The sequence below is a fragment of the Betaproteobacteria bacterium genome (assembly GCA_016713305.1).
Classification (GTDB): Bacteria; Pseudomonadota; Gammaproteobacteria; order Burkholderiales.
In genome coordinates this window covers 502,762-522,645 of record JADJPK010000005.1, presented here as the reverse complement: position 1 = coordinate 522,645, position 19,884 = coordinate 502,762, and the positions used below count along the sequence as shown (strand labels likewise).

Here is a 19,884-nt window from a genome sequence, read left to right as displayed (position 1 = left end):
CATGGCTACGATCGTCGTCGTCGATCCATTCAACAGAAGTGCATCGCATGCACCGTTCAACTCCGCTTTTCTGGAGGTCGTGCGGGCGGCATATCCCGACGACAGGCTGATATTCGCCGCTGAACCAGGTCATCTCGAGGCAGTTGCCGAACTCGTCGACGATTCGATCGATACCGAGACAGTTGCCATAGAACCGGCTCCACGCACGGCCGGCTTCTGGAGCCGCCTACCGCGGGAGATCAAGAATCTGAGGATCGCATTGAACCGGTGTCCGGAGGGTCCGATCGTGCTGATCGTTTGCGACATCACTCCTGCGACCCTGTACGCCATCCGATGGGTGCTGGGATCCTGGAGCAGGAGGGTTCGGACCGCCCTCTGCATCCTCCATAGCAATGCCAACGAAATCGTGGCGTGGCGTGCTCGCAATCCCCTCACCCGGCTGCGCCAGCTGCGCGAAGCGATCCTGCGTACTCTGCATCCCAACCTTCACTACCTCGTGCTGGAAGAGGTCATCCGCAAGACACTGCTGCGGGAACTCCCGGAACTCGCCGGAGCACTTCACGGGCTTGCCCATCCCATCGCGTCCAGCGAACCCGCCGCCTACGCGGGACTGGTGGCTCCTGGACAGTGCGAACCCCCGGTGCAGGTCTGTTTCCTAGGAGCAGCCACGGAAAGGAAGGGCTTCGGAACATTTCTGAGGATCGCCAGGCGCGTGGCATCCGGCTCTGATGGCGCCATCCGATTTCATGCACTTGGGTGGAGGCCAGAATCCGAGCCCGACGAAGATCTCGGCGTGTTGACCACGTTGCCGCAGACCACCTATCTGCCCCGGGAAGAGTTCCGGCGCAAGCTCGCCCGTATGCACTATGTGGTGCTCACGCTGCCGCCGGAAATCTACGGCCTTTCCGCGAGCGGCACGCTGATGGACGCCATTGCCGCTGGAAAGCCTGTGCTGGCACTGCGCGCGAGAATGCTGGAAGAGATATTCAACTCGACGAATGAACCCGCGGGCTTCCTCTTCGACAGCGAAGCCGACTTGGCCGGGTACCTCTTGTCCCTCTATAGGATCGAAGGCCTGAGCGAAACCTGGCTTCGGCAGGCTGCCGCAATGCGAACACTTCGGGCAACACGCATGTCGAGCGAACTTGCGTCCGAGCTCAAGAGGATCCTCTCGAGGCGGTAGACTGGTGAGCCGGCCGTCACAATGTCCGACCCGCTGCTTCCAGACGGCGCTTGAGGCCCGGCAATGCGAATCCACCTGCGTAGGCCCTTCTGGCGCGTTCCAGTGCGTCGTCGAGCTTGCCCATGTCGATGAGCAGCAGTCCTATGTTGTAGTCCATCTGTGCAGACTTCTGACCGTAGGACTCAGCGTTCTCGTAAGCCGTGAGAGCCTCTTCGTATCGTTTCTTTCGATGAAGGACCAGCGCATATATCGCCCAGACTCGACCATCTTCCGGCCTGAACGTGAATGCTCTTTCGAAGAAGCAGTCGGTCGTTATTCTGGGTGAAGCGGAATGGCCGGGCAGCTTCCCATGAAAGTGCTCCTCGAGCTTGGCCAGGGAGAGGAGTGCGCGGGGATGATTGGGGAACGCCCGAAGCGTATAGACAATGTCTTGGGCAAGAAGGTATTTGTCCCGAGGTTTCAATGCCTCGATGATTGGCGTGAAGTGGGCGTTTTCCACAAGCTTCGCCCGTCCCTTGGGAGCCTCCCCGTTCGGGATGTGGTTCCGCGGGTCGTGGTAGTCCCAGGGGCCGATCAGGCCATTGTCGAGTGTCCCGCATTCGTACTCGTCTGCTGCTGCTTGCTGGAACGTTACCAGCACGATGGCGACAGCGACACACAGTTTGCCGCTCATTCGACGGATGTGTACGGCCGCGCGAAGTCCGTTCGACAAGGTGGTCGACCAGACACGGATCAAGTAGGTCAGCAAGGCCTGCCTCATGGTCGTCTCAAGACTCAGGGTTCAGCGTGGGATCCCGCATTGGATTCGATTCGTGCCCACCGCGCCTCTCTCCATCACTTCCGTGCGAGCACCACATGTTGGTCGCACACTTGCGCAAATGCGTTCACGGAGAGGGGGCTCGCAGCATGGAACAGCTTGCCTGCCAAGCTGGTTGCGTGAGGATTGGACACACGCCCCACGATGAAGTGCTCGGAAAATGTGGATCGTACGATGGATTCCAATTCATTCAGCGAGAGCAGCCTTTTTCCGACGTAGGGGCCCTTCCCGAGCATTCTGCAAACTGGATCGAGCCAACTGCGCGGCAAGTACGTCAGAAACCAGATCCCTACGTGGGGCTCCGGGCACACCACGGAGTAGCGATTCGGGGAATTGAGCAGAACCTGACCACCTGCGCGCAACACACGTCGCGCCTCCTTGAGGTAGCTTCCTTGGTCCGTCACATGCTCGATAACGTCAGGAGAGAAAACGAAATCGAATACGGATTCCTCGAAAGGAAGGGCTTCAGCGCAACCGGCAACCAGCGTTGCCTCGATTCCGCACTCCTCGAAAAGCTTCTTGGCCAGCACAAGCTCGACCATGGAGATGTCGATACCCACGACTTCACCAGCCCCCATCCCGCTCAGCGCTACAGTCGCCTCACCGGAGCCGCATCCCAGGTCGAGAATTCGTCCTCCTTTGGGGACGTCAGCTCTGCCGGCCCGGTCAAGCAGCTCCCGCAGCCGGCTCGGTGCACGTTCCCTGAGGGCCATGCGATGCTGCAGACTCTTGCGCTTGGCGGCGTCAGGACGATCGCCTGCCAGATCCAGTTCGAGATACTGGAGCACCTCGGCATACGTGTGATCGCGGGACTTTTCCACGAGTTTCCCGCAGATGGCGAACTCCTCCTCCCGCGACATGTAAGGAGGGTCGAAGAGCCGGAAATCCGGGATTCCGTGAACGACCCCGTAGCTCCTCGACCCATCCGCTGTCTGGAGGTGTCCGGGATCGATCTGGACGAGCCGTTGCCTGGTCACCGGGCAACGGCAAATGGTGAGATCCTGCATCTGCTTCAACAGCCGAATCCTCTTGAACGTATTGGGCAAAGCCTGGGCGAAGCAAGTTCACTGCCGGAAACACGCCGGGGATGCTGCCGATGAACGTGCGCTGCCCCTTGAAAACCCTCTGGCCGAAACATCATTCCCGTCTGCGCTCTATCGCCACCAGACCCTTTTCGGCATCGAGACGCGTAACGGACAGACCTGGAATCTCCATCTGCCAAAGTTTCACCATTTCCATCTCGTCGTTCCGGTCGGCATCGTCCAGGAGCATGAGGCCGCCTGGATCAAGTCGAGGGATCAGCAGGGGACCGGCCGGATATCGCGCCAGCTTGGACGTCGTGCCCGGAGGACCGTCAACCACCACCATTTGCAGGGTCTCCGGAAGAGCATCCAGACCCGAGTACCAGAACCCTGCGCGACTTCCCGCCCGCGTCTCATGGAGCGGAGCCGTAATGACCGTTGCGAACGCCTCAACACCATGCTCCTTCAGGAGCCTCCTTGTCTGCTCGGCATAGTGCGCTTCATGCTCGAGGCTGTAGACATGACCTCTACCGATCCGCCGAAGGCACTTGGCAATCACCAGCGTTGATGTACCCGAACTGCATTCGACGACGTTGTCTGGTTTTCGCTCAAGAACCTGGCGAGCCAGTTCCGCGAGGAAATCAGGCGACCCTGCCCATCCTCTGAGGGCCGGCAGCCCCACTTGCGGACTCAGTGTGGCATAGAGCGCATGAAGACCCTCCACTTGACGATAGGCATGGTGAAAATGCCGATTCAGACACTCATCCGTCCACTGTTTGAGTGCCCAGACTTCCCTTCCGGTACGTGTCACCTTTCTGAGCATGAGTGCCACGACAACCAGCGTACTCGCCGAAAGCACCAGCACCGCATATATAGCACCCGACATCTCGTTCAGTTGTTCCTGGTTGAATTGCGTGCGTTTGCTGTTCCGGGTAGCGGCCCATCGCGAACGATTGCTCAGCACTGAATCCCGAAAATCGACTCCGCACTCGAGCCCCCCTACGTCGGCCATTGCGCTTGATGGCGACGTGTCCCCGCGCTCCCCATCGGGTCGTCCAAGCTCGCGGCCAAGGAAACCGGTCCACGGCAGTTTCCCGTTTGACATGGGCGACTGCCGGGTCAGCACCGCATACCCTCGCACGATGCATGGTCCTTACCTCATTTCGGATCCTCCGGATCCCCGCTTCCTGTCCTTGACCGAGGAAACAGTACGTCGAATCTCCGCGGCCAAAGGGTGGCCGGCATGCATCAGCAGTGTCATGGAGAGAGCGACTGATGCGACCCCTCCCACGCCCAGCACCACCCAGTCGTTGCCGAGACCCAGCAACGGCATGCCCACAACTCCGATCAGGGCTCCGATTCCCGCTCCGGCCGCCGGCCACAGACTGGTACGCATCTCCCGATACACCTCGAGAATGCCCACCCTCACGTGGTGTCGCAATGCGGTTCGCCAGATGGCCACTCCTGCAGCCGAGGTCACGATGGTTCCGACGGCAACGGCGTCGAGGCTGATGAACGCTGCCGAGAGCAGTACCCCCACACGTACGGTGAGCGCCACGATTTCATTGCGTAGATTGGTCTTGGCGTCACCGGTCGCCAGGACGAACTGCGCACTGACCCAGAACGGCAACCCGATCACTGCCGCCAGGCAAAGGCACTGCAGCAAAGGCACTGCCAAGTCCCACTGAGGACCGTACAGAACCCTGATGGTCGGTTCGGCCAATATGGCGAGAGCTGTGAAGAACGGCCATCCGAGGCCGCTCAGCATCCTGCCCGCCGCGAGAAAGTCTCCCCGCAGCGAGACACCCTCATTGTGCTTTCTCGAAAGGTGCGGCAAGGCAACTGCCGTAACGGCACCCATGACGATCTTCTCGAAGACTCGCCGCAGTCCCATGGCCCTGCCGAACAGTGCGACGGATTCCATCCCCTGGACCTTACCCAGAATAAGGTCTGCCGAAGCTCCATTCAGATAGGCACTCATGGAGGCGCCGGTGACGCGCGTACCGAAGGACATGACTCTTCTTGTTTCGCTGAAGGACGGCAGCCATGACCATTCCTTGGGGCGGTATCTCGTCGTGACGGCGACCGTAAAGATGGTGCAGGCAATGAGTGCCCAACCGAGACTCGACGTGCCAAAGCCCGCGAATGCGAAGGACACTGCGACGACAGAATTCACCACCGCGCTCCCAACCTCGATCATCATCCTCGACCCGAACATCATCTGCCTACGCATGTAGCAGAAGGTCACCGTACCGAAAGGGACGATCATCATGTTGAGAGCCAGCAGCCACATGATGTCCCGCACCTCCGGCTCGCGGAAGAAGGCGGCTGCAGGCCAACTGAGAGCAACGAAGAGTGCCGCGAAGATCCATGAAGAGAGAAGCACGAGACCGAAGGCCGTTCTTATCCTTTCCGTCGTCAAGTCCTTTTCCTGGACGATATACGTTCCCACGCCGAAATCGCGAAGCAGTTCGGGGATCCCTACCAGGGCCATTCCGAGAGAGAACACGCCCAGTTCCTTGGGAGTCAGCAGGCGCGCCAGGAATATCGAACTGACGAGGGCGATGAACGTCGTGCCATTGTTCGAAACGAACGCGAGACCGAAGGCGCGCCGCAGGCTCATCGAAGCACTCCATCCTGCTGCGCGTTGCCGCCGTTCGAGTCCCCGCGAGGAATCGGATCCAAACTTCGCTTTCGGACCGGACCGGATGTGTGCGCGATGTTCACGATCGCCTCTCGGTGCAAGCCCGGCTGGAGAGGGAATCACGTCCATCGATGACGTCGAGAAGCACGTCCGACAACCGATCGGACAGACGAGCGCGCGAATACCCCCCAACGAACTCGTTCGGTGTCAATGATGTGTTCCGTGTTCCGGCCTTCCAACAGTCGAAGGCGCGCTGCAGTTCAGTTGCTGCCCCTTCCGCGTCTCGTGGATCCACGACGACCCCCGCGGAGGCGCGGCCTAGAAGAGAGGAAACGCCACCATCCAGATGTGTGAGCGCCAGTACCGGTACCCCTACCCGCAGAATCTCGTAGATCTTGCCGCTCATGACGTGCTTCTTGAAACTCATCGGCTGAGCGAACAATTGAAGATGAGACCGCATTCGGATTCGAATCGAATCGCGATGGGAGACGTAGCCAAGATCGCGAAAATGAATCGGCAATCCGGAGAGTCGAGCGAGCAACTCGCCATTTCCTCCCGCGTATTCGAAAAGGACGTGCGGCAACGTCTTCGGACTGCGCCGTGCCCAGGCTTCGAAGATGCCGACCAGATTGTTCGCGTTCTCCTGGCCGTATAGGCCGCCGACGTAGCTGATGCAGAAACGATCCTGGTCAGGTGGAGATCCGGATTCCAGCCCGACGAAGTCTTCCTCGTCGTATCCATTGGCAATGCTGACGATCTTTCGACCCACTTGCTCATCGTGATCGACGAAGTAGTCGCGCACATATTCGGGAGGGTCGACCATCACGATCCTTGCACTCGTCCTCAGAACCGCTTGCTCCAGCCACTGATTGAGCTTTCTGGAGATCGGATTCCGAAGTACCCACTCCACGTCGATCTTTGTCCATGGGTCGCGAAAGTCCACTACCAGCGGGACGCCCGTCTCCCTGGAGGCAACAGCGGCCGCGACTGCATTCGTATAGGGAGGGACGGTCGCCAGAATGACCGAGACGTTGCGAGAGCTGCAGATTTCTCGAATCTTTCGGCTGGCTTCCGGCACCCAAAGGAGAAAGTGATCGGGAGGTATCAGTCCCTTGCGCACAAGGGGGTGATAGCGCATCGCGGGCATCCTGCACACTTCGACCGCATCGGATAGCGCCTCACCGCTGGCATCCACTTCGTCGGCATTTCTGGGTTCCGTGGTGAGAAAGACGACCTTCCACCCCTGCGCCGACAGATACTTGGCGAACTTCGAGATCCTCTGCGTGCCGTGAATGCTCCTGTAGGGGGGAGCGTAGTAGCTCACGATCAGAACCGTGCGCGTTGTGCCCGGCATCGCAGAGACGTGCGCACCTGTGTTTGACCGGCGCGGCGGCAGAAGAAGCAGCCTTGCGAAGACCCTCACCAGGATGCCCGTGGCGCGCAGCGCGACTTCTGCCCTCCATCGCGCAACCCTCGTGGCCTCTGCCAGAGTTCTGATCGGGTTCACCGGCTTCTAATCGAACGTGACCGACGAAGACGGAGGGCATTGAGCCGCGTGCCTGCCACGGAAGGCGGGTCCCGATGCGGTTCTGTGGATGTCCACGTCAGCGCAGTCACTGGATGGTTCGGTCCATACATCCCGAAAGCGGCTGGAAACCTCATAGATAGTGCCTCAGAAGTCGTAGATGAATGCGCAGGGACATCTTAGGCGCGAACGTCGACAGCCTTTTGCCCACTCTGAAGCACTCGGACAGGGACAGCGGGCTGGGCCCGGTCCAATAGCGGTCGAAGAACCACGCGACACCAAGCGAGAGAAGCTGTTCCCTGTCCGACTGGCACCGCAGATCTCCGCTTCGCATCCGCTGGCCCAGCCAATCGAGGAACAAGCTCATCGAAATCAGTTTGGTGCGTCTGAGTTGCGGTATGTCGCTCGAGATGTTCAGACCGCTACGTCGCCACGATGCCAGTGGCCCGGGAACGGTCCGAAAACCTGTGCGGGCCGAAAAGGCGATCCATGAGGCGTCATCGGAACACCAGGCAAGAGGGAAATCCACGAACCCTCCTGCGCGGCGATAGGATTCTCTGGAAAAGACGTGATCGCATGTGAAAGTGAAACGTCGGTCACGAAACCGCTCTGCCAGGTACTGGAACCACTGCTCCTCCAAGGGAGGAGGATCGCTCACCCGGGTCGTCTTTCCGTCTGCATCGATCCAGCGGGACTGGAACCGATAGACGTCGAACGATGCGTTCGTCTCCTTGAGCGTTCTCCTGAATGCCGCTACGAATTCCGGGTCGATGGCATCGTCATCGCCCAGGAGGAGAACCCACGCGCCTGAGCTGAGGTCGACGCACCGATCCCACTGGGCGGTGAGAGAGGTTGCTCCCTTGTTCTCTCGAAAGCGATGATAGGTGAGATCGAGAGCCGGCGAGTAGAGGCTGCAAATCGATCGGATATCGTCAGGACTCGCGTCGTCACCAACAATCACCTGAAAGCGTTTGTCTGTCTGGTCCGCCAGAGAATCCAGTGCGGTCGCGAGATAGGCCGCACGGTAAGCCGGGATGACGATACTCAGGGTGTCATCCATACAGGCACGAAGCAAGGCAATTCATGGTCGTAGTCAGAGTGCCCGCCCCTGATCGGCAGCGGAAATGCGTCTCGCGAGACAAATGGTTTCTTCAAACGGGGGCTGGCGCCGTTGTCGTGCTTGCGCCAGAACCAGTCCGGATTTCGCAGGATCGCCCCCGGCTGTGGCGACTTCATCGGCCCACTGGGCACCCCGGCGATGGAAGCAGGATCCGGGCCGAACTTTTCGTTGGCGCAAGGCCTGACATTCGCGGCAGACGTGGCACCATTCATGCTGCCTGGCAGTGATCGAAACAGACTTCAACTTATGAGCGCTTCATCTTCACACGCACGCGTCGGCGTTGTCATTCCGTTCTTCCAGCGTCAACCTGGACTGCTGCGCCGCGCTCTGGATTCAGTGAATCGCCAGTCCATCCTCGCCAACGAGGGTTTCCGTATTCTCGTCTGCGTGGTGGATGACGAATCACCCGTGAGCGCCAGGGACGAGCTGATCGCATTCGAGGCTCCAGCCAACGTCGAGTTGATCGTCCATAGACAGAGCAATCAAGGAGCTGGTGGTGCGCGGAACACCTGCCTCGAACTGCTCGAGGGGCGCGTGGACATCCTGGCGTTCCTCGATTCCGACGACACCTGGTCGCCTGATCACCTGCTTCGTGCGGTGACCGCCATAGACGCGGGAATCGATTTCTACTTTTGCAATGCGTTGCGCGAGGGCAGTACTCAGCCCGAGAACCGGGCGCTCCCGTCCTGGTTCGAATCGAATCTCCAGCCCTTGGATGGGATGACGGACGTGTTCGCATATCGGGGACCATGGGACTTGCCCGTCGTTCACGGAATGATTCCGACAACATCCACCATCGTTCACAGACAAAGAGGGGACCGCATACGTTTCCCTCGCCGCTACTTTCGGTTCGGGGAAGACCAGTATTACTGTCTGAGCCATCTGCGCTCGGGATCCCAGCTGGGATACTCGTCACGAACCGAGATCCTCTGTGGCCGAGGCGTCAATATCTTTGCCGGCAATGCACCTCTGTCGGAGGGACAACGCCTGTGCTGGCTCGATGAGATTTCGTATCGCCAGCATGCACTCCAGACCCTTCCGCTTTCAGACGGGGCGAGACGGCATCTGGAACAAAAGCTCGTGGACGCGCAAAAAGCTGTCGTCAAGCAGGGAATCTGGTTGGCCGCGTCTGGAAAACCGGGATGGCTGATGAAATCGCTGCTCCATGCGCCAGGCTTGCTGTTCCGAACACCTTCCGCAGCTTCCGAGGTGTTGAAAGAACGCGCTTCGGCCAATCATCCCAGCCAGCCGACCTGATCTTCAAACACGCCCCCCACGGACTCGTCTGTCATCCATCGGATTGTCTGCGGAGGAGTTTCACGCTGCCGAACGTGAAATGACGTACGGAATGCCACCGTTGTTGGCCATGTCCAGCATGAGCGCATCCGCAAAGAACTTCGTGGCCCAGTTCGGGCATTGCCAAGGGTGATAGGAGCCATCGATCGGATGCGATCCCTTCACCGCCCCCATCTCTTCGGGTATTCCAACGAGCTTCTGCGTCTTCTTGACGAATCCGATCACCCGGCCTGCGGCTTCCAGGTACTTCCGTTCGCCGGTGATCTGATACATGCGTCCCCAGTTGATACCGATCTGCGCATCTCCGGTCAGGCATGACCACTTCACCGTCGGACGCCAGCGCTCGTCGAACCTGCCTGGGAGAAATCCGTCCGTGGGCAACGCGGCCAGCACGGCGTCACCCATCACGCGCGCCGCACCGATAAGATCGTCCCGCTTCGCGTAGGTTCCGATCTCCATGAAGCCCCGCATGGCGTAGGCGATGGTGTGCACGAAGGGTTGAGCATTGTCCTGGAGGCAATTGTTCATCAGCCAACCCAACGGATTGCGCTGTGTCAACGCCCATTCGCAGTTTTTCACGGCGGCGTCGAGAAACCGCCGCTCTCCGGTGATCTCGTGCACCCGGGCTAGGCCCCAGGCAGAACGCGTGTTGTACGTGTTGATCTGCTTCCCGGTCATCGGCGAGCCCCACGTACGCCAGCATCCGTCGTCGTCCATGACATCGCACAGCCACGTGGCGGCCTTGACTGCAGCCTCTCGGTAGCGTTCATCGCGCTCTTCCTCGAAGGCGCGCACCCAGCCAAAAAGCACTTGTCCGGTGTTGAATATGGTCGGCTGATCGGAATCACCCAGCGCGCCGGCCAGAACTCCTCCGGTCGGATGCTGGATCTCGCATTCCCAATCGGCCATTTCCCGGGCACGGACTCTCGCATCGTCGTCTCCCGCGACCGCGCTGTAGCGGTAGAACGTCGGAATGATGTATCCGGTCGTTTCAGGGTACGACGGCGCCCACTTCTTGAGCCGCACGAGCCACGTCTGGGACACCCCCCGATCGGCTGTGGCATCTTGTGCGCGCTTGAGCCAATCCATCGCCGCCTGGAGATGGACTTGATGCTCCCGGGGAGTGGTTAGCCCGATATTGGCACGGTCTGCCAACTGGCGCAGTGTGTGGCCTACGTTCTTCACGAATGTCATGGACGAATGTGCTGAGATCGATGAGGGTGTCGACGCGGCCCGGAACGGGTGGGTCCGGACTCCGGGACTCGTCTGCCGGCTGGAAGCACAAGTCGCACCCAGCGAGGGCCTGCCTGCGACGAATCAGGGCGCAGTCCCAAGGATGACGAGTTTGAACGACCTGTTCCGGTAGAGGACGCCACCGTCATCCTCCGCGGCAGATGGCAACACGGCATATGTGGCTCCATACTTCTGACCGATGCGCCGTCGTTCCGCGGCGTCCAACGAGGCGAAGCGTTCGTTCAGAAGCGTTTCCATTTCGAACCCCCGTCCTTTGGGTAACGCGCCGCCGGACAGATCTGCGAGCCGCGCGGTCCACTCTGTCAATAGGCGACCCCCGTCCGGGTTCGTCTTGAATTCGACCACGGTCGAGCGATTCGAAAGATACGTGAACCCCTCCTTTCCAGGAGGGGTCAGGTACGTTGCCTCAGCCGGACCGAATCGCGCGATCCATCCGCACATGTCGGTCCAGTCATCGGGGTCATCCCATGGCGTCGTGACCGCCCATGCCCAGTGTCGTTGTACGGAGTGCAGGGTCCCGGGAAGAGAATGAAACAGCCCGAGCGCTGCCCATCCCATTCCCAGTAGTGCAACCTTGGACCCAGGCAACCTCCGAGACCGATAACCATCGATGGTGACAGCAAGCAGGGCCACCAAACCGAATCCGGTCACGAACGGTGTCAATCGCAAGAACTGGAGCTTTGCGATCCCGCCCCAGCGTACCCAGTAGTAGTCCAGAAAGTGAAGCGAGCTGGCAAGGGAGATGGCGAGCGCGAAATAGAGTGAGAGCCTCCATACCGACCGGGCCCTTTCGCACCGGCGGTCGAACCAGAATGCCGCAAGCGCGACGAAGCTCAGGTGGAACAGATACCAGATCAGAGCGCCCATGGAGGCGAGCTCCATATGATGTGGCATGCGCAGGCTCAAGTAGTCCACGTTCCACGCGGCATGCTGCCCTCCCTGATGCAGTGCCACGGCCGCGATCGCGACACACGGAGACGCCGGAATGGCCCACAAGAGGAGCGACTTCACGACAGCGCCTCGACTGAGAAGCGGCTTGTCGCCACTGATCCGGTAGACGAATGCGGGAGCCAGGAAAGCTGTCGCAAGGATACCGATCTGCAAATGGCAAAGCGTCGCTAGCCCAAGGGATGCGGCGGCCGCGAGGGGTCGCCCCGTCGCGATGGCCGCCAGCGCCCCCAGCACCGCACCGTGGGCGAAGATGGGCGGCTGAATGACTCCGTTGCCCAGGAGCGTGTTGATCTCCAATCCCTCACCTGCGTGCAGAAGCGTCAGGCCCAGACCCACGGCGCACCCGGCGAACGCCCAAGGCCGCATCCCGAGCACCCGGCAGAATGAAAACAAGCCCCCGAGAAAGACGACTCGCCCAGCGAAGGACATGATCACCACCGCGGTGTTCTCGCCAAGCAGCGCCGACATCCAGCCAAGCATCACCGCGAAGGGAAAATGGTGGTACCAGCGGAGCGAGATTCCGAAGTCGTTTGGCAGGTAGCCGGGATCCACCATTCGCCTGACGACGGGAAGCAGGCCGACGTGGTTCGACTCACCTATGACGATCCCGCCAGCGGCGCAAACGAGGATGACGGAAAGGACGGGTACGAGTGCGAGAGCCACGAACACGTCGTGGCTGCGCTGCCTCTGGTTCGACGCGATTTCTGGTGCGGATGGCATCACGAGTCAGGCGCCCCCCGGCGACGTGCTACATGTCGCGAATCTCGAAGAAATGGGTACCGCGAGCTACCAGGCGTTCTGCCGCGTCGAGAACGCTTCGGGCCCGGACAAGGATCAAGCCGGTGTTGCCCACGCGCTGACGCACGAGTGCGCCGGCGGCTTCCAGCTCGGAGATCAACCTCTCTTCGCGCCGGGCTCGATTTGCCCGGGCACTGATCACCTTGACCGCGCAGTCGATCCTCTCGCCCTCATATCCGATCGTTACCGCGGAGAGCGGCTCGGGATCGTAGAACGCGAAGGGAAGCGCGTTCGCGGTCGCGGCTTCGACGTAGTGAGTGAAGGTAAAGCTGGAGAAAGGAGTGTCGACACCCAGGATCCAGGCATTCCGATCCACAAGGCGGGCGAAGGGAGACAGGCGGCCGAAGGGTTCGTCCGTACGTTCGTGATGCTCGAGGAAAGCGTCCCGATCGGCTCCCCAGGCGACGAGCGGATGAGTCGGTGAGAGACTCCGGCGCACGCCATCGCTGCGGCGGAATGCTTCCGACAGCATGCCCATCATCGAGGGCGTCTTGCGGACGTTCATGGGCCGTGCCTTGGCCAGATACTCCGCCGTGCTCATGTTGTGGTACGGCAGGGAAGGCATGACAAGAAGGCCGGACGGGCCGACGACGCGTTTCAGCGAAACCACGGCATCGGAGGCCTTGCCGCGGAATCCGTTGTGGGCGAGCCAGGACGAATGCACCATGAGCGTGTCTCCCGGCACGACTCCCATTCGTGCAAGCGTGCGCGCGAGAGCCTCCCCGTCATAGGACCATACCGTTCGAGCCAGCAGGTCCTTGATGGAGGTCTTCAGCTTACCGGCGGAGGCCATTCGCTACCTGTCGGCGATTCATAGTGCTTGTCCACGACCTGCGGATGCCACGGTCTCGTCGAGGAGCCGGGCAAACCGCCCCGTAATCACCTTCCGGTCGAACTGGGCCAGGTAGTCATCGTCTGCCTTTGCGACTCGCGGCACCGGCTTCGAGAGCCAGTCCCGCAGGAGCACTTCGCATTCGTCGACGGACTCGGCATGAACGGCGTGCCCGAGACCTGCGCGCTCGATGATCTGCTGCGTCGCGCCTGGATCGCACAGGGCGAAGATGGGTCGTCTCGCCGCCACATACTCGAAGAGCTTCCCCGGTATCACTCCGTCCGAGGTCTCTCCGGTGTCGACGATGAGCAGCAGAAAGTCGCAATTGACCTGTGCACTCATGGCTGACTCGTAGTCCACGTCACCTGCGAACTCGTAGAGATCGGCAGTACCGTCGCGGGCCAGGATCTCGTCGTAGCGGGCGCGGATGGAAGGCTCAACGCCTCCCAGGATGCGCACCTTGACGCGGGCGGCCAGCGAGGGATCCGTACGCTTGAGCCGGCCGAGCGCCTCTGCGAAGGCATAGCCGCGGCGGTTCTTGAACAGCCGCCCGGTATAGACGAACTCGATCTTCGCATCATCGAAGGGCCGGGTCCGCTGCCTTCCGCCGTAGAGTTCGACGTCATAACCGTTCGTCAGCGTCTCCCACCGCGCCCGGATGCGGGGATGCAGCTTCTGCATGTAGGCCGTCTTCGGCTCCGATACGGTGATGACAACGTCGGCGCGTTCCAGGAGCCTGCTTTCCATACGGAATTCGAGCTTCGTTCGCCAGGCAGGCAGCCATTCCCTGAGGACATCGCCGTACCAAAGGTCCCGATAGTCGACAAGCCAGGGGATTCCCGTTTCGAATCGAAGCTGATGTCCGACGAAGATGCTGGAAAAAGGTGGCAGCGTCGTATAGATCGCATCGATCTTCTGTCGCCGGCAGATCGCTCGCGCCCGTTCCAGGGCTTGATTCGCCCAGGGGCGATAGTCGTCCGGAATGTAGACGAAATTCTTGAGAAGGGTTCGGGTGAACGCGTGAGCGCGATGGATCAGACCGCCCGGAGACTTCGGAGGAGAAGCCACCGTGGCCGCCACACTCTCCGACGGCGGCGCTCCGGTCATCAGGTTGGAGGTCGCTTGCTGTACCGGCCCTCGCCCGAGCATGCGCTTGACCGCATCCGCGATCTGTACCTCCACGTCCACGAACGGAGCGCGTTCGAGGGTCACGCCTTCCGGGATTTCGCCGTTCAACCTCGGATCGTAGTTCGGTTCTCGGCCTGATGGATCCAGAGTGAGGACCACCGAGTCCCAGCCGTGCGCCCGCAGGTGCTCCACGAACTTCACGGTGCGGATCCGGCCGATCGTCTTGAGCGGCGGAAACTCCCCGGCGACCACAAGCAGCGTCTTGCGGCCTTCCGTCATGGCGCGCCTCCGCCCACCAGCCGCTCGCACATGCCGCGAAAGATCCTGGCTCTCGCCCGCCAGTCATTGGCCCTTGCGTGTTCCAGCCCGCCCTTCTCCAGCGACGATCTGAATGCGTCGTCGGTGAGAATGGAGATGAAGGCGTTTGCGATATCCTGGACGTCCTCTCCATTCACGAGCAGTCCCGTCTTCCGGTCGACGATCGCGTCGACCGCACCCCCCCGCGCGGCCGCCGACCACGGTACGTCCACATGCATTCGCCTCAAGAAAGACCAGTCCGAATCCCTCCGTATCGCCATCGGGCATGGTCCTGTTGGGCATCGCGAAGAGCGCCGAGGCACGATAGGCCCGAACCAGATCTTCCTGGCTGACAGGGCCGGTGAAGCAGACCTTGTCGGCAATGCCTTGCGACGCGGCAATGCCTTTCAGTTCTTCCATCTGGTCACCTTCCCCCACGATCACCAGTCGCGCGTCCGGAACACGTTGAAGAACGGCGGGCATGGCGCGTATGGTCTGATCGAAACCCTTGCGCGGCACCAGTCGTCCGACGCAAAGAATGATGGGCCCGCTGCCGAGGTTGTAGCGGTTGCGAAGGACCCCATCGTCGGAACCGCTGGTGAACCGCTCCGTGTCGACGCCATTCGGAATCAGGAAGATCCGGTCGCGCCGGACACCGAAGTCCTTCTCGAGCGTATCGGCCGTGAATCGGCTGACCGCGACGATGGCATCGGCGCCTCGCAACGTCTTCAAGCGTCTGGCTCCGAACGATCCGGTCGCATAGCGGGTGGTGATTTCTTCGCCATGCACATAGAAGACGAGCTTCGATCCAGTCACCCTCCTGAGGAACTCACCGATCCAGGCACCCGACACGAGTTCGCCGATGCACACGACACCGATCCGGTGTTCTCTCACCAGTTTCAACGCACTGGCGGCCACCTTCAGCTTGAGCGGGATATCGGTGGCAAGCTGCCGCCAGGCGGAAACCAGCTTGTTTCGAGGAGGAGGAAGCATGCGGGGCCGGAGCAGTTCGAGTCGCGATACGGGATATCCGCACCGGGCGTCGTGTTCCCGCCATCCATCGATCTCCATTCCCGTACCGTAGTGTCGCCAGGTGGCAAGCACGGCTGCGCGGCCATCTCCCGAAAGTCTCGCGATATTTTCGTAGACCGTGGCAGAACCGCCGCGTATCGGAGCAAAGATGCTCGCAACGATGAGGCAATTGGATTCCTTCATGCTTGCTTCACTGAAGAATCCGGTTGAACCACTTCGGAATCACGATCGTCTCTTCGGCCGGCGCGGCCTTGATCGCCAGCCTTCTCAGGCACACACAAATGACGATCAGGTTGTAGGGCAGATCGAAGTAGGCAAGGCTCAGGAATGTTCCCCCGATGAGATAGCCGATCAGGCTTACCTGACACAAGGCGGCAAGATCGGCCATCCATTGCTTTTCCGGGTCGCCTTTCACGCTCCGTCTGACGCTGCCGAGATCCAACCAGAGGAGGCCCCACATGGTCAGGTAAAGGAACAGGCCGATGAAACCCAATTCCCCCAGGACCTGGAAGTAGATGCTATGGGCGACGACGACCAGCCGCGCCATGGGGTAGTACTCGGCATAGGTCGCCGGCGACCACATTTCGAAGCCGCCGCCAAAGACGTTGTTCCGGGCAACATTGAACGCCATCGTCCATGCATCCAGGCGGCTCATGGCGGACGTGTCTTCCTCGTACGTCTGAATGGTATTCATGCGCGACATCCATTCGGCAGGCATGAAGCTGACGAGGAAGAATGCCGCGACACCTGCGAGGACCAACAGACCGAATCGGTTACGGCTACGCACGATCAGCAGACCTGTCATGGCGCCGATGGCCAGGAGTGCGCCTCGCGAATGGCTTCCGACCGCGGAGGCCGCCATCAGGAACATGGCTCCGCTCCACGCATGGCGCTTCCAGACGATCTTCGTCTGCAACTGCAGGTAGCGCATGAGGGGAATGACGGTGATGAGGGCCAGGGCAAGCTCGTTGTTCCCTTCGATGAATGTCCCCGACGGCCCCCACACGCGATGGCCTCCACCCGTCATGATCGTGAACAGACCGCCCTTGATGCCGTAATAACCCAGTGATGCGACGATGGTGAGCACGAGTAGTTCGATCTGCTTTCTCTCGTAGATCAGCGCCATCGCAACGAAGATCATCAACTGGATCTTCAGGATCTGCGAAAGCATCGGCCACGCGGCATCGCGATAGAAGGAAAACGGCCAGACGATGACCATCCACAGGATGAACACGATCAACATCGAAGAGGATGGTATGAGGAGCCCTCCCCGCTTGTCCTTCGTGGCAATGAAACCAGCAAGGGTGGCGCCGCCGACGATCGCCGCCACGGGGAGGCTGGCGGCGAAGCCCCATGCCTGCTTGTGCGGGTTCATGAGACCCACCCATGTCCAGCCGATGATCCCGATCCAGGGCCGGCGAAGTGCGGAGAGGGCGATCGCACCGACCAGAATGACGACGAGTATGTCTCTCATTGACGAGGCCGCCCCGAGACTATGTTTTCCGGGGTCGCATCATCGTGCGACATGGCTCACGACATAGCGGAACTTCCCCGACTTCTCGGCCGGTATGCGGTCGATCCGCTGAACCTCGATCTTCACTCCCTGCCCCAGCCGCCGCCGTAACCCGTCCTCGATGGTCTGCAGGCACCGATCCTCGAAGTCCGGTCCCGGGACAACCAGCACGCGCGTGAACTCGAGCGATTCCTGCACGATCTTGAATGCGGCGATTCCCGGGAGATCCCGAATCACGTAGATGAGCGCCAGGCCGTGCATGATCGTGCCGTCCGACGCCACGACGAAGTCCGTCGTCCGTCCTTCGACACTTCTCAGCAGCGGGAGGCCCCTGCCACATTCGCAGGCCCTGTCGTCCATCACGCCGACGTCCCCTGTCCGATACCGGATGAAGGGAAAATCGCGTGAAGCAAGGTGCGTGACCACGATCTCGCCCGAGTGCCCGGGCGGTAGCGGTTCACCGCCAGGCGAAACGATCTCGATGATGACGTCTTCTGCCGTCACGTGCATTCCACCATGCGGACATTCGTGGGCGAGAAACCCCGCGTCCCTGCCGCCGTATCCATTGGCGACAGGACAGCCAAACGCGCCGGAAATGACCTTCCTCTGCTCGTCATACAGCCGTTCCGAAGTGACGAACACGACCTTGACACCGAGGTCGTCCAACTTCACCCCTCGACTTGCGGCATGCTGGGCAATCAGAGAGATGGAGGACGGATAGCCGAACAGCATGCGAGGTCGCCGGTCCCGGATGCGGGCCACGAAGCCGTCAAGCTTCTGCTCGGACATCTCGAAGGCAGGAAGGAGTTCGGTGCGGAAGACAAAGTCCCGTAGCGCCCGAACCCTGTCCTGCGCGCCGAGTTCGATTGGCGAGCCCCAGACGACGATCTCCGGATCGCCGATGTCGACGCCCCACCAACGCGTAGCCCGCCACTTTGCCGCGACGTCGTGACTCACGCGCTCCGATCCGAGATAGAAGATCAGGGGTTCACCGCTGGACCCTCCCGTATTCGAGCGTGCAAGCTTTCCGGCGACGTCGGACTTCATTTGCTCGCTGCGTTCCCGGATGAGTGCCTTGGTGAGGAACGGCAGCTTCGCAACGTCGGAAGGCCGCCTGAAGTCTGCGGCTGTAAGACGGAGATCCGCGAGCAGGCCGCGGTAGTAGGGTACATGCTGCTCGGCGTGCGAAATCATCGAGTGCAGACGCTCCCCTCTGAACTCATCCAGCTGCTCCGCACGCCACCACTGCGACCGATCCAGAACCTTTCGGACGGCTACCGTGCTGTGCCCTTTCATCATCTCCTGCGCGGGAAAGACCACATCCGCGATGATGCGCGTGGCAAGACTCATGAGCGATCGCTCCCTGTGACGGGCCAGCAGACAGAGGGGCTTCCGTGCACGGAGCAGGCATCGTAGGCGGACAGAAGGGACTCGCGTACGTTCTCCCACGTGAATCGGCTCGCCTCGCGCAGACCGTTCGAAATCAGAGTCGCCCGCAGCCCGGGATCCATCAGGATTTCGATTGCGGCGTTCGCGAGCGCCTCATCAGACCTGACAGGAACCAGCATCGCGTTCACCCCATGCTCGACCAGGTAAGGAATACCTCCAGCGTCGGTGCTCACTACCGGAACTGCCGACGCCAACGCCTCCAGGATCGCATTGGGCGTGTTGTCGGCAATGCTGGAATTGAGCATGACATCGGCCGATCTCAGCAGTGCCGACATGTCGTCCGGCGTCAGGCGCCCCGTGAACGTCACGGCATCCTCGACATGCAAGGTTCGGCAGAGATTCGAAAGCGTGTCACGTTCCGGCCCTGTGCCCGCCACCGTGAGGCGAGCGTCTGGAAAGCGGCTCCTGATCCGGGCGAAGGCTCGCACCGACGTTCCAACATCGTAGATCGCCTCAAGGTTACGGGTCACCACGAGGTGCGGCGCACCACCCGCATCCCTTGCCACCGGAGGACGGAACCGTGTCAGGTCCACGACGTTGGGAACGATGCTCGCGTTCATTCCGAACTTTGCAAACACCGTCTGCAGAAAGCGCGAAGGGACAGCGAGAAACTGTGCCCTGCGCATCGATAGACGAACCAGGCGGGAGGACCGACCGAGGAAATGCTCGGCTTCGCCGCCACGGTAGTTGACGAGCACACGTGCACCGCGCGCCCGGGAGACCCAGATGGCCGGAGCCGCGAAGAGGTGCCATGACCATCCGGAGTTCGCCATGACGTGCACGACATCGCCGGCACGGATGGCCGCTGACAATGCGCGGACGTACGAGGCGAGGCGCCAAACGGCCCGCAGGACCTTGATCCGGGCGACCCACGCGGGCCTGTACGGCTCATTCGTGCGGACGATGACGACGTCCATTGCCTCGCCGCGAAGCAGCCGGGCGAGCTGTTCCGTCTGATTCGCCATGCCTCCCGCGGGGGGCGGGAGCGGACCTACGAGTATGACCCGTCGTGTCATTTCAGGC

The 19,884-nt window shown here is 60.9% G+C and carries 16 protein-coding genes; 2 read left to right on the top strand and 14 right to left on the bottom strand.

Annotated elements, in window-relative coordinates; all coding sequences use genetic code 11:
- Position 1 precedes the first annotated feature (1 nt).
- Positions 2 to 1,183, top strand: a complete 1,182-nt coding sequence (locus tag IPK20_07290) for a glycosyltransferase (GenBank protein MBK8016541.1) — start codon at positions 2 to 4, stop codon at positions 1,181 to 1,183.
- 16 nt (positions 1,184 to 1,199) lie between these two features.
- On the opposite strand, the gene IPK20_07285 is transcribed toward IPK20_07290, so the two are convergent.
- The 6 genes from IPK20_07285 to IPK20_07260 form a co-directional block, all read right to left on the bottom strand.
- The gene (locus tag IPK20_07285; GenBank protein MBK8016540.1) at positions 1,200 to 1,856 is read right to left on the bottom strand and encodes a tetratricopeptide repeat protein; all 657 of its coding nucleotides are present in this window, start codon (positions 1,854 to 1,856) and stop codon (positions 1,200 to 1,202) included.
- A gap of 161 nt (positions 1,857 to 2,017) precedes the next feature.
- Entirely contained in the window at positions 2,018 to 2,860 is an 843-nt protein-coding gene (locus IPK20_07280; protein MBK8016539.1) for a methyltransferase domain-containing protein, read from the bottom strand.
- 277 nt (positions 2,861 to 3,137) lie between these two features.
- Complete coding sequence (locus IPK20_07275) at positions 3,138 to 3,986, bottom strand: class I SAM-dependent methyltransferase (protein MBK8016538.1); 849 nt, start codon at positions 3,984 to 3,986, stop codon at positions 3,138 to 3,140.
- Between the two features lie 189 nt (positions 3,987 to 4,175).
- On the bottom strand, positions 4,176 to 5,645 hold the full coding sequence (locus tag IPK20_07270; protein MBK8016537.1) for an oligosaccharide flippase family protein: 1,470 nt from the start codon (positions 5,643 to 5,645) through the stop codon (positions 4,176 to 4,178).
- 100 nt (positions 5,646 to 5,745) lie between these two features.
- Positions 5,746 to 7,020 carry a glycosyltransferase gene (locus IPK20_07265; protein MBK8016536.1) on the bottom strand — a complete coding sequence of 425 codons (1,275 nt, stop codon included), beginning with the start codon at positions 7,018 to 7,020 and terminating at the stop codon, positions 5,746 to 5,748.
- A 304-nt stretch (positions 7,021 to 7,324) separates the two neighbouring features.
- Positions 7,325 to 8,251 carry a glycosyltransferase family 2 protein gene (locus IPK20_07260; GenBank protein MBK8016535.1) on the bottom strand — a complete coding sequence of 309 codons (927 nt, stop codon included), beginning with the start codon at positions 8,249 to 8,251 and terminating at the stop codon, positions 7,325 to 7,327.
- Between the two features lie 120 nt (positions 8,252 to 8,371).
- Between IPK20_07260 and IPK20_07255 the strand changes: the two genes are divergently transcribed.
- Positions 8,372 to 9,568, top strand: coding sequence for a glycosyltransferase family 2 protein (locus tag IPK20_07255; protein ID MBK8016534.1), 1,197 nt, complete (start codon positions 8,372 to 8,374; stop codon positions 9,566 to 9,568).
- A gap of 60 nt (positions 9,569 to 9,628) precedes the next feature.
- Here the strand turns inward: IPK20_07255 and IPK20_07250 are convergent, their stop codons facing one another.
- The 8 genes from IPK20_07250 to IPK20_07215 all read right to left on the bottom strand — a co-directional run bounded on the left by IPK20_07250 (position 9,629) and on the right by IPK20_07215 (position 19,877).
- Entirely contained in the window at positions 9,629 to 10,801 is a 1,173-nt protein-coding gene (locus tag IPK20_07250; protein ID MBK8016533.1) for a hypothetical protein, read from the bottom strand.
- A gap of 123 nt (positions 10,802 to 10,924) precedes the next feature.
- The gene (locus IPK20_07245; protein MBK8016532.1) at positions 10,925 to 12,532 is read right to left on the bottom strand and encodes a hypothetical protein; all 1,608 of its coding nucleotides are present in this window, start codon (positions 12,530 to 12,532) and stop codon (positions 10,925 to 10,927) included.
- Positions 12,533 to 12,560: 28 nt separating this feature from the next.
- Positions 12,561 to 13,403: an AAC(3) family N-acetyltransferase gene (locus IPK20_07240; protein MBK8016531.1), complete on the bottom strand. Its 843-nt coding sequence runs from the start codon at positions 13,401 to 13,403 to the stop codon at positions 12,561 to 12,563.
- Positions 13,404 to 13,421: 18 nt separating this feature from the next.
- Positions 13,422 to 14,849 (bottom strand): glycosyltransferase, encoded by a 1,428-nt coding sequence (locus IPK20_07235; protein MBK8016530.1) that lies wholly within the window; start codon positions 14,847 to 14,849, stop codon positions 13,422 to 13,424.
- Between the two features lie 63 nt (positions 14,850 to 14,912).
- On the bottom strand, positions 14,913 to 16,082 hold the full coding sequence (locus IPK20_07230; GenBank protein ID MBK8016529.1) for a glycosyltransferase family 4 protein: 1,170 nt from the start codon (positions 16,080 to 16,082) through the stop codon (positions 14,913 to 14,915).
- 7 nt (positions 16,083 to 16,089) lie between these two features.
- A complete protein-coding gene (locus IPK20_07225; protein ID MBK8016528.1) occupies positions 16,090 to 17,373 on the bottom strand; it encodes a putative O-glycosylation ligase, exosortase A system-associated in 1,284 nt (427 codons plus the stop codon).
- A gap of 39 nt (positions 17,374 to 17,412) precedes the next feature.
- Positions 17,413 to 18,762 (bottom strand): phenylacetate--CoA ligase family protein, encoded by a 1,350-nt coding sequence (locus tag IPK20_07220; GenBank protein ID MBK8016527.1) that lies wholly within the window; start codon positions 18,760 to 18,762, stop codon positions 17,413 to 17,415.
- The gene (locus tag IPK20_07215; protein ID MBK8016526.1) at positions 18,759 to 19,877 is read right to left on the bottom strand and encodes a glycosyltransferase family 4 protein; all 1,119 of its coding nucleotides are present in this window, start codon (positions 19,875 to 19,877) and stop codon (positions 18,759 to 18,761) included. Before IPK20_07215 ends, IPK20_07220 begins: the two co-directional genes overlap by 4 nt.
- Positions 19,878 to 19,884: the final 7 nt, after the last annotated feature.

Coding starts and splice junctions, on each gene's coding strand:
- IPK20_07290 (MBK8016541.1), top strand. CDS start 2: ATGGCTACGATCGTCGTCGTCGATCCATTCAACAGAAGTGCATCGCAT.
- IPK20_07285 (MBK8016540.1), bottom strand. CDS start 1,856: ATGAGCGGCAAACTGTGTGTCGCTGTCGCCATCGTGCTGGTAACGTTC.
- IPK20_07280 (MBK8016539.1), bottom strand. CDS start 2,860: ATGTCGCGGGAGGAGGAGTTCGCCATCTGCGGGAAACTCGTGGAAAAG.
- IPK20_07270 (MBK8016537.1), bottom strand. CDS start 5,645: ATGAGCCTGCGGCGCGCCTTCGGTCTCGCGTTCGTTTCGAACAATGGC.
- IPK20_07265 (MBK8016536.1), bottom strand. CDS start 7,020: ATGCCGGGCACAACGCGCACGGTTCTGATCGTGAGCTACTACGCTCCC.
- IPK20_07260 (MBK8016535.1), bottom strand. CDS start 8,251: ATGGATGACACCCTGAGTATCGTCATCCCGGCTTACCGTGCGGCCTAT.
- IPK20_07250 (MBK8016533.1), bottom strand. CDS start 10,801: ATGACATTCGTGAAGAACGTAGGCCACACACTGCGCCAGTTGGCAGAC.
- IPK20_07245 (MBK8016532.1), bottom strand. CDS start 12,532: ATGCCATCCGCACCAGAAATCGCGTCGAACCAGAGGCAGCGCAGCCAC.
- IPK20_07240 (MBK8016531.1), bottom strand. CDS start 13,403: ATGGCCTCCGCCGGTAAGCTGAAGACCTCCATCAAGGACCTGCTGGCT.
- IPK20_07235 (MBK8016530.1), bottom strand. CDS start 14,849: ATGACGGAAGGCCGCAAGACGCTGCTTGTGGTCGCCGGGGAGTTTCCG.
- IPK20_07230 (MBK8016529.1), bottom strand. CDS start 16,082: ATGAAGGAATCCAATTGCCTCATCGTTGCGAGCATCTTTGCTCCGATA.
- IPK20_07225 (MBK8016528.1), bottom strand. CDS start 17,373: ATGAGAGACATACTCGTCGTCATTCTGGTCGGTGCGATCGCCCTCTCC.
- IPK20_07220 (MBK8016527.1), bottom strand. CDS start 18,762: ATGAGTCTTGCCACGCGCATCATCGCGGATGTGGTCTTTCCCGCGCAG.
- IPK20_07215 (MBK8016526.1), bottom strand. CDS start 19,877: ATGACACGACGGGTCATACTCGTAGGTCCGCTCCCGCCCCCCGCGGGA.